At 39.4% G+C, this 16,383-nt stretch carries 14 protein-coding genes; 9 read left to right on the top strand and 5 right to left on the bottom strand.

The window, feature by feature from the left end; translation table 11 throughout:
• Positions 1–93 precede the first annotated feature (93 nt).
• Positions 94–1,068, bottom strand: coding sequence for an IS4 family transposase (locus tag F3D68_RS08135; RefSeq protein ID WP_151193946.1), 975 nt, complete (start codon positions 1,066–1,068; stop codon positions 94–96).
• 151 nt (positions 1,069–1,219) lie between these two features.
• Here F3D68_RS08135 and F3D68_RS08130 point away from each other — a divergent pair, with 151 nt between their 5' ends.
• The 3 genes from F3D68_RS08130 (at position 1,220) to F3D68_RS08120 (ending at position 3,244) form a co-directional block, all read left to right on the top strand.
• Positions 1,220–1,627 carry a winged helix-turn-helix domain-containing protein gene (locus F3D68_RS08130; RefSeq protein WP_151193945.1) on the top strand — a complete coding sequence of 136 codons (408 nt, stop codon included), beginning with the start codon at positions 1,220–1,222 and terminating at the stop codon, positions 1,625–1,627.
• A 72-nt stretch (positions 1,628–1,699) separates the two neighbouring features.
• Complete coding sequence (locus tag F3D68_RS08125) at positions 1,700–1,882, top strand: hypothetical protein (protein ID WP_151193944.1); 183 nt, start codon at positions 1,700–1,702, stop codon at positions 1,880–1,882.
• Positions 1,883–2,242: 360 nt separating this feature from the next.
• Positions 2,243–3,244 carry a sensor histidine kinase gene (locus F3D68_RS08120; protein ID WP_151193943.1) on the top strand — a complete coding sequence of 334 codons (1,002 nt, stop codon included), beginning with the start codon at positions 2,243–2,245 and terminating at the stop codon, positions 3,242–3,244.
• Between the two features lie 512 nt (positions 3,245–3,756).
• Here the strand turns inward: F3D68_RS08120 and F3D68_RS08115 are convergent.
• Both F3D68_RS08115 and F3D68_RS08110 read right to left on the bottom strand, forming a co-directional pair.
• Positions 3,757–5,322 (bottom strand): S8 family serine peptidase, encoded by a 1,566-nt coding sequence (locus F3D68_RS08115; RefSeq protein WP_151193942.1) that lies wholly within the window; start codon positions 5,320–5,322, stop codon positions 3,757–3,759.
• Positions 5,323–5,430: 108 nt separating this feature from the next.
• Positions 5,431–6,750, bottom strand: coding sequence for a UDP-glucose dehydrogenase family protein (locus F3D68_RS08110; RefSeq protein ID WP_151193941.1), 1,320 nt, complete (start codon positions 6,748–6,750; stop codon positions 5,431–5,433).
• A 318-nt stretch (positions 6,751–7,068) separates the two neighbouring features.
• Between F3D68_RS08110 and F3D68_RS08105 the strand changes: the two genes are divergently transcribed.
• The gene (locus tag F3D68_RS08105; RefSeq protein ID WP_151193940.1) at positions 7,069–8,019 is read left to right on the top strand and encodes a hypothetical protein; all 951 of its coding nucleotides are present in this window, start codon (positions 7,069–7,071) and stop codon (positions 8,017–8,019) included.
• A 113-nt stretch (positions 8,020–8,132) separates the two neighbouring features.
• On the opposite strand, the gene tadA is transcribed toward F3D68_RS08105, so the two are convergent.
• Complete coding sequence (gene tadA, locus F3D68_RS08100) at positions 8,133–8,609, bottom strand: tRNA adenosine(34) deaminase TadA (RefSeq protein ID WP_151193939.1); 477 nt, start codon at positions 8,607–8,609, stop codon at positions 8,133–8,135.
• 143 nt (positions 8,610–8,752) lie between these two features.
• On the opposite strand from tadA, the gene F3D68_RS08095 reads away from it, so the two are divergent.
• The 5 genes from F3D68_RS08095 (at position 8,753) to F3D68_RS08075 (ending at position 15,964) form a co-directional block, all read left to right on the top strand.
• Complete coding sequence (locus F3D68_RS08095; protein WP_151193938.1) at positions 8,753–10,549, top strand: autotransporter assembly complex protein TamA; 1,797 nt, start codon at positions 8,753–8,755, stop codon at positions 10,547–10,549.
• Positions 10,546–13,836, top strand: coding sequence for a translocation/assembly module TamB domain-containing protein (locus F3D68_RS08090; protein ID WP_151193937.1), 3,291 nt, complete (start codon positions 10,546–10,548; stop codon positions 13,834–13,836). Before F3D68_RS08095 ends, F3D68_RS08090 begins: the two co-directional genes overlap by 4 nt.
• Before the next feature lie 69 nt (positions 13,837–13,905).
• Positions 13,906–15,189, top strand: coding sequence for a DEAD/DEAH box helicase (locus tag F3D68_RS08085; protein ID WP_151193936.1), 1,284 nt, complete (start codon positions 13,906–13,908; stop codon positions 15,187–15,189).
• Between the two features lie 115 nt (positions 15,190–15,304).
• Positions 15,305–15,658, top strand: a complete 354-nt coding sequence (locus F3D68_RS08080) for a type II toxin-antitoxin system RelE/ParE family toxin (RefSeq protein ID WP_151193935.1) — start codon at positions 15,305–15,307, stop codon at positions 15,656–15,658.
• 3 nt (positions 15,659–15,661) lie between these two features.
• Entirely contained in the window at positions 15,662–15,964 is a 303-nt protein-coding gene (locus F3D68_RS08075) for a helix-turn-helix domain-containing protein (RefSeq protein ID WP_151193934.1), read from the top strand.
• A gap of 16 nt (positions 15,965–15,980) precedes the next feature.
• On the opposite strand, the gene cdd is transcribed toward F3D68_RS08075, so the two are convergent.
• Entirely contained in the window at positions 15,981–16,376 is a 396-nt protein-coding gene (cdd, locus tag F3D68_RS08070; protein WP_151193933.1) for a cytidine deaminase, read from the bottom strand.
• Positions 16,377–16,383: the final 7 nt, after the last annotated feature.

The raw sequence follows: 16,383 nt of genomic DNA, 5'->3' as shown, positions 1-16,383 counted from the left end.
TGCGTCGATCACGTCTCCACAAAAAATCAAAAAAAATCTGTAGTGCCTTAACTCAACTTTGTGTATGGCTCAATGCCTTATGCTGTCTACGTTTCAGAAATTTTGCTTACCAAGTTGGGCATGGTTTTTAAGCTTTTCTGGGTAAATTGTCATAAGCAGATCACCTTGGCGATAAGACCAAATTAACGCTAAGGTTAAGATGAAAAGGATATTGCTTAAGCGATCAGGATCAGTGATATGTGTATCTTCCCAGTTAAAGCCTCGCGTTTTCATTGCGCTAAACAGTGTTTCGGTCTCCCACCTCTTGCGGTATTGATCAAAGGACGTTTTGCCATAATAGTCAGATATCAAAATTAGCAACTCCCCAGTTGCTAAGCGGCGTGCACAGACGTAAACCTCACAACCAAGTACATTACGAAGCGATTTCAAAGCCACTGATTTACCTGATTTTAAATTGGCAAATATCTTCTTGAATGACATGGTTTTCCCTTTACTGTTGGTTGCCAAAATGCACTCTTTAGCCCTGATAGTGTATGAGATCTTATGACTTTTAAGGTAAGCAATCCAATCACCACTTAAAAACTCTCGATCACAGAGCACGCATTTTATTTGGCTTGGGGCTATGAACTGAAGCAACTGGTCAAATAATTTGCGTCGATCCTCAAAGTCGGAGTTACCACATTTTTTATCTGTCAGCAGTGACCACATAAATGGAATTGAAACACCCTTGTATGCGATGCTAACCACCAGATAATTGATGTGCTTTTTACCAAATTTCCAATTCGTCCTATCCATGCATAAAGTGATTGGCATTGGTAAGGCAAAAATCTCACAAATACTTTGGTAGAGGCGTTTGTGTGAGAATGTGAAGCGTTTCATAAAGCGCTGCAAACGTTTATATACTGATGCTTCTTTACTTTTTGTTGGGAAGCTTCGTGCAAGTTTTGCCATGTTAATACTTCGCACAACAAATAACCCCAAAATAATGAGTGTTAGGCATTCTAAAGTGTGACGAGTACCGTTAAAATAGTGCTTAAGTAGCTGCTGAAGTTCCTTTGCGTGTTCCATGCTTCTTTTTATTACGTTTTTAGCAAAACAAAAATGACATGAAAACGCCTAAAAATAAAGGGGTTCAGTGGCTACTGTCCTGTAGTGTGCTGCGTCACAGGAAGTTTCTGAGCGCATCTTAGCGTTTGATGCTGGTGTTGATGATTTTTTAGTGAAACCCTTTAGCACACTTGAGCTTATGGCACGCATTAATGCCATTTACCGACGCATGGCACAAACCTCACCCGCACTTAAAGATAAGATTTACCAGTTTGATCGATGGCAATTTGATACGCGTACATCATTGTTAACAACAGCGACAGAGGAAGTGCAACTGTCAACGGCAGATGCAAATTTACTGATGGTTTTTCTTGAGCATCCACAGCGCATTTTGGAGCGTGAATTTCTACTGAATCAGACCAACACCAGTAAACGTGATATTTATGATCGCGCGATTGATGTCCGTGTTGGGTTATTACGTAAGAAAATTGAAGAAGACACCAAACACCCTAAGCTTATCCAAACGCATCATGGTCGCGGTTATGTATTTAATGCCAATGTTACTAAAAAAGCGACCTAAATTTTTAAATATTCTGTTTTCACTATTTTGATGCTAGAATGAGCAGCGCAATGACAAACCTGAGGTTTTTTTATGAGTACAGATAAGGATGTTAACACTGAAATCAAAGGTGTTATATCTGAAATTAAAGCCCTTAAATTCGAGCTAAAAGCGTTTAGAAAGGATATGAATACTAAATTCACTTGGCTATATGGCTTGGTGATTGTAAGTATCTTAATTCCACTTGTTTCTAAATTTATTCCTGCATTACATTAATTGCTCAAACACAAAAATTTCATTTTAGCGAAAGAATCTTTGATGGATCATCTTGCTTTTTAGAGTCGAATAAACGACATTTTATAATTATTAATATCACATATGGATCAACATGAAAAAATATCTTAACCTTCTCTGTATTTTTGCTTTTTTTGTTTAAGCCTTATCTCAATTAGCTATCTTTTCATTAGTGCGTATCGCCAGATTAATGAAGATATTCACGCAGAACTGCATCATAAAATTGCGTGGGAAATTGCCAAAATTGTCAAATATGGTGAAGATGAAGATCTTAAAAGCTTCATTCAAACCTTTGATAGCCAGCATTTCTCGGATATACAAATTCAACGTATCGAGCTTGAAATGGCTTTATCCACTGATCCACAGTTTCACCCAGATTACACCATCAAAAATGCGCAAGATCTTGAGAACAAAATACTACAACATCAAGACAATACACATAAATTCTCAGTTTTTATTCACAAAGACCTGTGGCTTAATATCCATGCTGTTAAAAACTACCATTACTTTTTCTCTTTATTTACCGCTGAATTTGCAATTATCTTGTTGATTGTTATCTTACTGCTATTTGCTTGTTGGTTATTACTGCGTTTATATCGATTAACTGAACTAAGTCAGCAGATGTTGACCGAACTAGGTCTTCCGCAAAATACTTCAATTTATCTTGGACTTATCTCTGGTCCCAAAGCTTTATTTGAGCAAATGAAGCTGCGTATTCATAACCTAACGCGCACACGCGCACAACTAATGTCATCGATTTCGCATGATATCAAAACACCGTTAACACGCATGCGCTTTCGTTTAGAACAACTGGAGTTAAAGGGTGACAAGGATGCGATTAAAAGCATGGCAGATATTGATCACATCAATGAGGTGGTACAAAGCTTCTTATCACTGTCTAACCTTCATTTACAACAGCGTAAGAAAATTGACCTAAACCTAATGCTACTGACATTACAAGACAACTACGCCGATATGGGACATCGCATTGATTACACGGAAACATCTGAGTGCATCGTCTATGGTTCGGCACAAGTATATAACCGCGTTTTGACCAATATCCTTGATAATGCCTTTCGTTTTGCCGATAGAGTTGACATTAGCTTAACGCAAACCAAACAGCTTATTGAACTGATCATTATTGATCATGGGCAAGGTGTTGCTCATGACAAGCTAAACAAAATTACGCAATTAGGATTCTCTGAGAATAACATCGATGCTAAAAAACACTATGGACTGGGTTTAGCGATTGTCCACGAGCTAGTGAGTCTCACCGGCGGCACGATTATTTTTGAAAATGATCAAACCCTTGGACTTCGAGTCACCATGACTTGGGCAAAATAAATTTCTCTTACACCATAACCATCTTATTTTCTTCTTTCAAATAGCTTTTGGAGTGAATAAAAGCTAGCACAATCAACTATAATACTCCCCATATTTTGGACCACAGTTAGAGACACAAAAAAAGTTTCAAAAAATGTTAAACTGTGTGCCAAGTTAGTTGACCAAGTAAATATGGTTTGGTGTACAGATTTAACTTACATTCGCCTAAATCAAGGCTTTATCTACTCACTTGTGAATATAAGCTTTGCAAAGAGCAGACATCAACCATCCTTGGCAAACTGGATTGCCACGCATCCATGCTCGCAATGACGCTGCCTATGATTTGTCATCCTGAGCCAGGATGGCGTAAGGATCCAGTGCGAAGCTGCCATGGGTGGTTATCACCCCCCTAAAGGTAGTGCCATTAATCAATAAGAGTCACGTTGATATCCAACTTCCTACCTCACCTGTGCAGCATGCACTGCAAGAGCAACTCCGCAGGGGAGAGGTAAAAAAGGGTTAGACACCAGCACTTACATAAACAAAATAAGTGCTAATGCTGACGCCAGTGCACCAGCGCCTGCCGCCACTGCGACACCCGTGCTATTGGCACCACCTGCGCCATCAGATTGCGCGTCATTGCTTTGTTCTGCAACAACTGTTTGGCGCACTGCCTCTTGCGCATTAATCACATTATTACCCCAAGTAGATTGTGATAATTTTGTTTTGACATAGCTCACATCTGCATCAGGCTTTAACGCATAGATCATCGCTGCAATACCGGCGACATGGGGGGCTGAAAAAGAAGTTCCTTCCAGATAGTAATACAAGCAAGACTCAGTCTGGCCAAGAATAACGCAAAACCCTGGTGAGATAACACCTTTACTTAAGTCAAGCTCTGCATCTTCGCCACCAGGTGCCGCCAGTACCAGACTCTGCAAAGCCCAATCACTCACTGCATAATTAGAATAGTCTGCTTTTATGCCATTATTATTCGTCGCTTCCACCGCAATCGCATTAATGTTAGGACAACCTGCTGGAGCGCTATTCCATATTGGCTGCCCAGAGTTTCCTGCAGAGATCACTACCGTTACACCCAAGTCATTGACCTTATTGATTGATTGTTGAAACGCTTGACAATAAACGGGAAGGATATCATTTTTCCAATCATTTTCAGTTGCAACAGCCAAGCCATCTTTACCCACTCTTGAGATCCCTAGGCTCAGATTAATCACTTTTGCCGGCGTTTGATTGGGTTGAAGCTGAGCTATATTTGCCATATCTTCACTATATATGCCCGCAGCCCACTCAATCGCCATGGTAATCGCTTCTGTTTTTGCATCTCCTGCATGTCCAAAGACTTTAATAGGTAAAACCATAATCTCATCCACATCACCGGCAACACCTGTAACGTTTGGTCCTTGCGCGGCAATGACACCTGCGACTACTGTGCCATGAGGACCTTGCATTAAATCAGTATCAATAACTGAAGCAATTACATCCACTTTATCTTGATCATTAACATAAAAATAATAAGGCTGCGACATCTCCAAACGCCCTTGTAAATCCTCAGTCATAAATGCCGCAACACCTGAATCAATCACGGCAACATAGGTTTTATTAAGTCCTGTAAACCTTAATTGTGCCCACGCCCCTTCCGCAGCAACACCCACACCAATATGGTTGTGCATATTCCATTGCTGCGACCATTGTCGAACATTCTCAGCTTGCAAAAATTCTTTTTGTATATCACTCAACACTTCAGGAATGATGGATTCAACCTGAAATGGCAAGCGATCGATGTGAATCGCTTGCGCATTGCCCATCACATAGGATGTGGCATTTTTAGGTAATGCTGAGCAAACACCATCATGCGTATTGCGATAATTATTAGCTGCTTTGAAGTGCGCTAATGGCGCACCAAAGTGATCAATAAACCGCTGATCTGAAATGCCTTCATTATCTATATATTCAACAGTAATGACTTCACTCTTACGTGCTGTATCACAATAATGAACCTGTAATTCAATCGCAAGAGAAGATAACGGTAAACAAAAAATGGCAATACATGCCAACGAGCTTCTTCTATAACTGTTCATAACTGACCCCACCAAGATAACTTAACATTACAAGATTAACTATAGATCAGTTTTTTATTTTATCCATAAAAAGAACATTATTTAAACTTATGGCAGGGAAATTTTTTCTTATCGCCCAATAGAAATATAGTCAAAACCTAAGTCTTTCATCCGTGACTTATCATACAAATTACGTCCATCAAAAATAATAGGGGTATTTAGTCGTGCTTTGATCTTACTAAAATCTGGACTTCTAAAGCTCTGCCATTCTGTGACCACGAATAAAGCATCGGCATTATGTAAGGCACTATATGCTTCATCAACAAGTTCATAGTCGTCACGTTGACCATAAGCTTGTGCAAAGTTCTCCATCGCTTCAGGGTCATAGGCTTTGACTTTAACGCCATGCTGCCAAAGTGTTTCAATTAAAACACGCGCTGAAGCTTCACGAATATCATCAGTATTTGGTTTAAATGCAAGCCCCCATACAGCGACCGTTTTGCCTTCAATTTCACCGTTAAAATAATCATTAAATTTAGTAAACAGGACTTCTTTTTGCGCATCGTTAACATCGTGCACCGCGTTTAAAATGCGCGCAGTATAACCATATTCACGCGAAGTTTGCCCAAGCGCGCGCACATCCTTAGGAAAACATGAACCACCATAACCGCAACCTGCGTATATAAAATGGTAACCAATGCGTCGATCAGCACCAATACCGATGCGTACTTTCTCGATATCTGCACCGACACGCTCAGAGATCTGACTCATTTCATTCATAAAACTAATTTTTGTCGCAAGCATTGCATTGGCGACATACTTAGTCATCTCAGCAGAGCGTACATCCATGATCATCAAGCGATTTTGATTAGGATCAAATGGTGCGTAAAGCTCACGCATAACATCCGCAGCACGCTCGGAGTTCGCCCCGACGACGATACGATCTGGATGCATACAGTCACTAATAGCATCACCCTCTTTAAGAAACTCAGGATTAGATACCACATCAAAATCAAGTTTTACCCCACGGGCATTTAATACATTAGAAATTGCTTCGGTCACCTTATATTCAGTACCGACTGGCACCGTTGATTTATTAACAATGACCTTGTACTCATTCATGTCACTGGCAACGGTTTTAGCCACTTGCAATACATATTGTAAATCAGCAGATCCATCCTCATCAGGAGGAGTACCTACCGCAATAAAGATGACTTGCGCCTCATCAATTGCTGTCTTTGCTTCGGTAGTAAAACGCAAACGTCCTTTCGTCACATTACGTTTAATCAGCTCATCCAAGCCCGGTTCATAAATCGGTGAAATACCTTTTTTTAGGTTATCAACTTTGGTTTGATCGATATCAACACAGCAAACATGATTACCCATTGCTGCAAAACAAGTTCCTGTCACGAGACCGACATAGCCCGTACCAAAAATTGCAATCTTCATAAAATCTCACTTTTAGCTACTCAAATCGCCATCGATCATATCAGAAATAACGCCCAAATTCAGCGAATATTATTTTATGAAGTGTGATTATTATTACTTGCCATCACTAATTGGCATAACAAAATATCAAAAATCGCTATCGATAATCTCGATTTTCATACAAAATAGAGATCACCAACTACCAAAAAAGGTTAACCTACTCTTAAAATCACCAGCGGATTACGCGCATAATTAATACACCTGCGAATATCATGTTTCTTATGTTTCAAAATATTTCAACTATACTTTTCTCACGTATGGAAATTTGATGGATCAAATATGGCAAGGTTCTTAGTAGTTCTTTTTAGTTTTTTGTTTTATATACAAACTAGTGTCGCTAACAACAAAGCATCAAAACCACCGGCAGAGGTTACAGTTGGCGCTTATATCACGCATATTTATGATATCAATTTGCAGAAAAAAACCGTTTCTGCGATTTTTTGGTTGTGGTTTATTTATCCAGATCAGCTATTCATTGAGAACAATGAGTTTGACATCATCAATGCCGAAAAATTCTCCGTTTTATATCAAAGTACTCAACAACTTGCTGATAATAAAACCCTTAAGCAATATAAAATCCGTGCCACTTTATCTCAAGATTGGAGTTTTGAAAATTTCCCCTTTAGCACTAAGCCGCTATCAATTATTATTGAAGATGCTGATTTTAATGCCCATACCGTTATATTTAGCACCGATAACATCAACTCTGATGTCGATCATGATATGCCTTTAAGCGGTTGGACGTTAGGCACTGATCACTGGCAAACCTATATTCACCACTATGATACAAATTTTGGCAATCCGAATAATCCAAGCAATACCACCTATGCTAGGGCAATTTACTCGGTTGAGATGACACACACGAATATCCGCATGTTTATCCACATCTTTGGCATGTTATATCTTGCCTGCATATTAATTCTTGGCATGTTTTTTATCCCGATTAAAGATATCAAAAGTCGTCTAGCACTAAACTCGGCTGCAATTTTCGCCGTGGTCGGTAGCAAGATTTCTACCGACTCGATACTGCCGCCCGCCAATACCATTAACCTGATTGATAAGATTCAATTAACTGTTCTGGTATTTATGGTTATCACACTTATTACTGTTGTGCTCAATTATTATCTTTGTGAGAAACACATCAAATGGGCGCATATTGTCAATGTCGGCTTTGCCATATTAACGGTATTAATGATTGCGTTGAGTAATGTGTTTTTTATGCTTGCTTAATCTTCAGTTATTAATAATGAAACAGTAAATTGACTAGCGATTTACCTCTCCCCTTGCGGGAGAGGTCGTGCAGCTGACGCTGCGCGGGTGAGGGGGAGTAATGAAAACTCAACTTATTTACTATGCTTTTTCTGCAACCGCCGCTCATTAAAAAAAGCTTTAAGCATCTCACTAGCATCATCTGCCAAGATCCCACCTTCCACATTCAAATAATGATTTAAAAATGGCTCTGTATGTAACTGTGCTTTTGAGCAAGCAACCCCCGCTTTTGGTTCTTTAGTCGCAAAATAAAGCGTTCTGATACGCGCGTGCACCATCGCACCTAAACACATCATGCATGGCTCTAAAGTGACATAGAGATCACACTCAGGTAAGCGATAGTTTTTCATCGTTTGCGCAGCATCGCGCAATGCAATTATTTCAGCATGTGCTGTTGGATCGTTATTCATAATCATCTGATTAAAACCTCTCCCAATGATTTGATTATCTTTGACAATAATCGCACCAACGGGGACTTCATTATGCGCTTGCGCTTTCTTTGTCTCTAATAGCGCATACGCCATCCACTGTTCTTTATTTGTTAACGTCATATTATTAATACTCACTACACACTATCTCGCCACTTAATACTATTAAGTATTTTCTGATAGCGTAGTTTATTTATCTACACCTCAAGTTAGCCTATACTATACTACACTTTATCAACAACATGACCCTATAGAGCAAGATTAAGATGTTAAGGAAGACTATTCTTCGTATATTTTTTATATTTAGCCTGTTTAGCCTTAGCTTCTTATACGCTGCTGATGACAATAAAAGTGATTCAAAAGCGCCGACTCTTGATATTGTTATTAATGGTATTAACGACAATAAAATCAAATCAAGCATTCTTGATAATATCAGCTTATCGCGCTTTAAGGCGTTTGCTGTTTCTCACCCTAATCAAATGCAACTACTACTTAAAAAAAGTGATGATGAAATCAAAACGTTACTTGAGCCCTATGGTTACTATAAGCCAGTCATTACTACAGACTTTAGTGTCAAAGATAAGCTGTGGATTGCCACATTCAATGTCAAACTCAATGAACCATTACATATTGATGCCTTAACCGTTAACATCAATGGTTCAGGTCAACATTCTAAAATCGCTACTAAGACGCTGAATGACTTGCCACTAAAGCAAGGCGACATTTTAACGCAAACTGCCTATGAAAAATCCAAAGCATTACTGACTGATAGCTTTTTTAACGCGGGTTATCTAGATAGCGAACTCACAGAGCATGAAATTCGCATTAATATGCTTAAATACACTGCTGAAGTCATCTTGAGCGTTAATACTGGCGATCTTTATACGATTGGCGCTATTAATATTAAACAACAGCGTTATGATTATGCTGAGCGTTTTATCGATGATATTACCAAGGTCAGCATCGGTGATGTCATGTCGCAGAAAAAGATAACCAAAGCCAATAAACGCTTACAAGATAGCGGTTATTTTAGCAACGCTCAGCTTGTCCCTAAAATCTCTAAGCGCGATAAAGTCAACAAGACCGTCCCTGTGGATTTAAACCTAACAGCAGGTCATGCGCGCACTTATACTTTTGGTGTGGGTTATGGCACATTTACAGGTCCTAGGGTAAGCTTTGGCACGCTTTTTCGTCATGTTACCGATACCGGACAGCAGTTTTCCTTTAACGTCTCAGCATCTCCTGCCAATAGTACCTTTAGCACAAGCTATGTTTTTCCAGGAAAAGATCCACTACACGACAACTGGAGTCTTATTGCCGAGCAAAGTTATATCGAAACTGATACCTACAATGAACGCCAAACCAATTTTGGCATTGCACGCACTCATAAGTATGGTAATTGGCAAACCACCGTGAGTTTGCAGCAATATCTTACCAATTATGATACCGTCGCTAATCCAAACAATACCAATGGCAAATATCTCGTTCCGGCTTTAACCCTTCTCTACGATGGCAGCTGGCAAAATGGCTTTTGGCGTCAAGGCTTGGTGTGGAATGAACTATTGCAAGCTTCGATCAAGTCTCCACTGTCAGATCAGGATTTTATTCGCAACAACATGAGCATTTATTACTCACTCCCCATTAATCCAGAATGGAATAGATTACTCTTTGGTGCTAACTGGGGATTTATCACAGTTGACGACATCCAAAATGTCGCCCCAAATTTTCGCTTTTATGCTGGTGGTGTGAGTAACCTTCTGGGTTATCCCTTCTTAAGCCAAGGACCTAGCATTAATGGTAATGTCACGGGTGGACGCTATCTTGCCACAGGTCTTGCCGGCATTGAACAACGTATTTATGGTAACTTCAGCTCAATGCTTTACTATAACTTGGGTAATGCTGCCAATAAACCTAACTTTAGTGATGTTGAGATTTTACGCGCGGCAGGTATTGGACTTAGCTATAAAACACCACTTGGACCCTTTATGGTATTTTTCACGCGTACATTAAATCACAATGATGAGCATTGGCGCTTTGATTTAAGCATCGGGATAAGCCTATGACAAAGTTACGTAAAACAGTTAAATGGTGCTTAATCACGCTCGTAAGCCTACTATTGATCATTGCACTCGCGCTTGGATTTTTATTGTTTACCACGCCAGGGTTGAAGATAACGCAAAAAATCACCAATCATTTTTTGCAGCCCCTTGGCATTAGTCTTAAAGGCAATATTTCAGGGCAAATTAACCAACTCAAACTTGATGAGCTTGATATTAAAAACGACACCGTAGATATTAGCTTAAGCCAAGTGGAATTGTCGTTATCATTATGGTCTTTGATCAGCCGCCAAACGCTTGACGTTAAAAGTCTAGTCTTGGACAAAGTTTATGTTGATATCAACACGCATTCAACAAACAAAGATCACGATGATCAAGCGCAAAAAGATAATAGCCCCTTTAGCATGCCGCTTGCTCTCTATGCTAAAAACATCAACGTTAGTGATGTGAAGTATTTGATGAATAAGCAATTAATCACTCATGCGACAAACGTCAGTGCAAATGGTATTAATTTAGTTGATGACAAACTAGCGCTTAATAAAGTTTCTGCCAACGTCCCCGCTTATTCAGCAAATGCAACAGTAAATAACGGTTATATTATATTAAACGCGCCTTTTAAAACGCATTTAAAGGTCAATCTATCTGCTGCACAAAGTGGCGCTGACATCACGAGCACACAAACCCAAATCATTGGTAATTTTGCGGATAAATTTAGTATCATGAGCGATGGCGTTATTCACTACAAAACAAGACCCTATCCTTACTCACTTATTTCAAGCTTTGATCAAGGTGAAATAGTTAACCAACTAAAACTTGATCATCTTGCCACGATTAATAATACACTACTATTTCATGACCAACTGGACTGGTCCGTTAACCTCACCTCTTTAAACCCTGCGGTGCCACTTAAATTTAATATCGGGGGTAAGCTTAATACCACCGACCATGATCTTAGGCTTAAAACCAGCTTTTGTGATATTTTCAGCAACGATACTGATCTACGTTGTCATGTAAGCCTATCCAGCAATAATGGCGCTTTTCACCTAAATCAATTCAAACTATTTAACCCACGCAATAATGATCGCGTGCAAGTCAAACTCACGCAATCCAAGCAAGATATTCAGGCGCAATGGGAAGTTTTTGTGAATGATCTTAATGCTTACCCTTTTAATGTCAGTGGCAATATCTACTCACAAGGAAAAGTTGACATCAATGACAAGACAACCAAAGCACTCAAAATGACGCTTGATGTCCATGATTTTCTCTATAAGCAATTTGATCTCTCTAAACTTGTGTTGGCCGTTGATAATCATACATTAACACTCAATGCCGATTCTCATAAAATCTCAACACTCATTAAAATGCAATTACAGAGTCTGTCACTGTCACAAATTACGGCAAAGCTTAATGCTTTAAACTTTACCAGCAAAACCTTTAAACAAAACTGGCATCTGACGAAAGCCGTTGATTTAGCACTTAGTCCCAATGAAAGTAGTATGAGTAATCTGTGCCTTCTGGCATCGAATGATAATCATTTTTGCATCAGTGCCTCATTAGCACCTAATGCCATTACGGTTCAAACAGCTGGAGAGATAACTCCTGCGCAATTTATTCCTAATCTGCCTTATGGCGGTGATAGCTTTGCCTTAAGCTTCAAGGGGAACTATTTACAAACGCCTAATAGTGATCCCAAGGCCAATTTCAGTATCTCCGGACATGGGTTTTTCTTTGCCAACAACACCTCATGGTTCAAACAATTACAACAGATTGTGCCGATCCATCAGCTATCCTACACGACGAATATCAATACCGACTTATCACTTCAAGATCAAAAGTTTGCATTAAGCAGTAATATTTCCTTCCCACAAAACTCACTGGTACTTAAGCTTAATAGTGATAATTTTGATTTATATAATTTGAGCAAGGCAAAATTAACTGGCGCACTTGATCTAACATCAACGCGCCTTGATTGGATCAGTAATTTTATCCCACAATTCCCAACATTGATTAATAAAGGCGACTTACATAGTAGCCTACAAGTCACAGGTACTTTGTTTGACCCGCACGTTAATGGCGATATCACCCTTAAAAATGCGCAAATTGAGCTATTACCATTAAATACCAGCTTGAATGATATCAATGCCAATATCCTAATACGTAATCCACTGAATGCTAAGATTAATCTTACGGCAAACATCCAAAAATCGCCATTAACCGTCAGTGGATTAGTCGATTTGCATGGTGCCACACCAAATACCAATATTAATGTCAATGGCAAAAAACTATTAGTGCTAAACACGCCTGATATGGAGGTCACGGTAAGCCCTACTTTAAATTTCAATCAAAGCAATGGCAGCAGTAACTTAAGCGGCAATATTTTTATCGATAAGTTAATTGTCAATCTCGCTGATATGAAAAGCAGTAGTCTACAAAATACCATTCAAAACGATGTTGTCTATGTCAACAATAGTAATCAAGCAATACAAACACAAAAAAATACGCCATTTAGCATGAATCTCAATATCGATATGGGTAAAAATGCGCATATCTCAGGGCTTGGCATCGATACCAACATTCAAGGCAAACTAAATATCATTAGCCAACCGAATCAACCAATGCTTGGTATTGGGACGCTGCAACCAGTTAATGGTGTATTTAGTGCTTATGGTAAAACCTTTAGTGTAGATCCTAAATCAACTATTCAGTTTAATAACTCACCTGTTGATAATCCGATGCTAGCAATTACCACGTTTTACAATATCCCAACCTCTGTCAAGCTGACACAATCAAATGCACCTGATACCATCGGCATTGAAATCACTGGCATGGCAAATAATCCAAAAATTCAACTATTCTCTGATCCAAGTATGTCGCAAACAGATATTCTCTCTTATATCCTGTTTGGTCAGACGTTAAATGATGCCAATAGTAGCCAAGCATCATCAGATGCGTTATCGCAAGCAGCACTTTTAATTGCGATTAATGAAGATGGTAGCGGGGTCATCGATGAGCTCAAAGACAAATTATCACTTGCAGAGTTTTCACTTGGAAATTTAAACAATAACCCAACCAATACCACAAATAACACAACCGCTGAGCAAAACAACACAGCAGTTTTCATTGGCAAACAAGTAACCTCAAGACTTTATCTAAGCTACGGTGTTGGCGTATTTACCGGTGAACAACAAGGTATTGCGACCTTCTCACTCACACCACAGTGGAAACTCAAAGGTGAGGTAACAAGCTTTGATCGAGGTGGAGACATTCTTTATCAAACACATTCTGAAAATTAAAAAATAACTATCCATTCTCTGTCAATATGTCTATGCTTAGCACAAATTATTCAATGTTTGTAAATATCGATGTCATTCTCCTCATTAGGTTTAAGCAACGCCATCTTAAACGCACTCACCGAGCAAGGCTATAAAGAGCCATCGCCCATCCAACAAAAGGCCATTCCAGCGGTTTTAAGCGGACGTGATGTCCTTGCTGCAGCACAAACCGGCACGGGTAAAACTGCCGCATTCACCTTGCCTATTTTAGAAATGTTAGCACAAGGACCACAGTCAACTGCCAATCAAACGCACGCCCTTATCTTAACGCCAACACGAGAGCTTGCTGCTCAAATAGAGGCAAATATTCAAGCGTATAGTACGAACTTGCACTTACGCTCTTGTGTCGTATTTGGCGGAGTTAAAATCAATCCACAAATGATGCGCTTACGTAAGGGTGCAGATATTCTCGTGGCAACGCCTGGGCGGTTACTTGATTTATATGAGCAAAATGCCATTCGCTTTGATCGCTTGAAATTTTTAGTCCTTGATGAAGCCGATCGCATGCTCGATATGGGCTTTATTCATGCTATTCGCAAAATTCTAACGCTTCTACCCAAAAAGCGCCAAAACTTAATGTTCTCAGCAACCTTTAGCCCTGAGATCAAAGAGCTTGCTAAATCTATTGTCCATAAGCCTTTAGAAATCTCAGTAAGCCCACCAAATCAAGCAGCGCCCAAAGTCAAACATTGGATCGCTCCTGTTGATAAAAAACAAAAAGTTAACTTATTGATCAAACTCATTAAAACCCATAACTGGGCACAAGTATTGGTTTTTTCACGCACTAAACATGGTGCCAATCATCTTGTTGGCAAACTCGAAAAAGCGGATATCAAGAGTGCTGCGATTCATGGCAATAAAAGTCAAGGTGCGCGTACCAAAGCATTAAGTGATTTTAAAAACAATGAGGTACAAGTATTAGTGGCGACAGATATCGCCGCACGCGGCTTGGATATCAGTCAGCTGCCTTGCGTGATCAACTTTGATTTACCGAATGTGCCTGAAGATTACGTCCATCGCATTGGACGCACAGGACGCGCGGGTGCTACAGGCGAGGCAATCTCTTTGGTCAGCGCGGACGAATTTCCGCAATTAGCCGATATTGAAAAGCTCTTAAAAAGAGCGCTAGAGCGCGTTATTATTGATGACTTTGATCCGGTACACAGCCTACCGCAATCTAATCCGCATAATTATAAAACCATCAAGAAGGTAACACCTAAGAAGCCAAAGATTGAACATCGCGATGGACAAAAAAAGCCCACGCGCCACCCTAAAGGCAATCGTCAAAGACAGAATCGCTCTGAGAAAAAATAGTCTGCTAAAAATCACCCTGAACAGGGCATGCCCAATCATGGGAGATAAAAATGAACTTGATTATAGGTTTTGACCTATATATAGTATGAACTATAATTTGAAGAAGGAAATATTTATGTGGTCAGTTATAACAACTGATTTGTTTGATGATTGGTATGATACGCTTGATGATACTGACAGAAGTAACGTGTTAGCCTCTATGATCGTATTGCAAGAAAGAGGTCCTACGCTATCAAGACCATATGCTGACACCATCAAAGGTTCAAACCACAAAAATATGAAAGAACTAAGAGTCCAAAGCAAGGGTAAGCCAATACGTATATTTTTTGCTTTTGATCCAAAACGAAATGCTATTTTATTATGTGCTGGAAATAAAACAGGTAAAGATAAAAGATTTTATGAAGTTATGATACCTATTGCAGATAAAGAATTTACGCTTCATTTAAATAACAATAAAATGCAGGAGTGAAAAATGGCGAGAACACTGAAACAAATACTTGCTCAAGAAAACGCAAAAGTTGTTACTAATGCTAAACAAAAGGCAGAGGCTATACTTTTGGATATCCACCTATCTGAGCTTAGAGAAAAAATGAATAAAACACAGGTCGAATTAGCCAATACATTAGGCGTTAAACAACCAACCGTTGCCGAGATGGAAAAGCCAGGGCGAGATTTAAAGCTATCCTCATTAAAAAAATATATTGAAGCGACCGGTGGTAAACTAAGACTAGATATCGAACTTCCAGATGGAACACATTTCGGTTTTTCTGTGTAATAAAACAACTATTTCGTCAAAGGCAAAATCGCTCCGGTAGCAGGTGATCAATTGAATATTGCTCATGCTCTGTGCCATCTTGATTAAAGAGATGAACAGCAACATCATTATCAAAAAACTCTGCCATGACTTGCCGACAAGCACCGCATGGTGTGACCGGCTTTTTAGCATCTGCCGTGACATAGATTGCCTTAAAATCGCCTTTACGCACACCACTGGCAACAGCCGCATTAATTGCCACCATTTCAGCGCATGAACCGACGGGAAAGCTTGCATTTTCAACGTTGACTCCCTCGTAAAGATCACCGTTTTTAAGCTCAACCATTGCAGCAACACTAAAGTTAGAATAAGGTGCATAAGCACGCTTCTTTAACACTTGCAGTTTATTAAATATCTCTTTTATTTCACGCATTCACAAC

Source organism: Cysteiniphilum sp. JM-1, assembly GCF_008711525.1.
GTDB lineage: Bacteria > Pseudomonadota > Gammaproteobacteria > Francisellales > Francisellaceae > Caedibacter.
The sequence above is the reverse complement of the archived record's forward strand: the minus strand, read 5'-3'. Positions and strand labels throughout refer to the sequence as shown.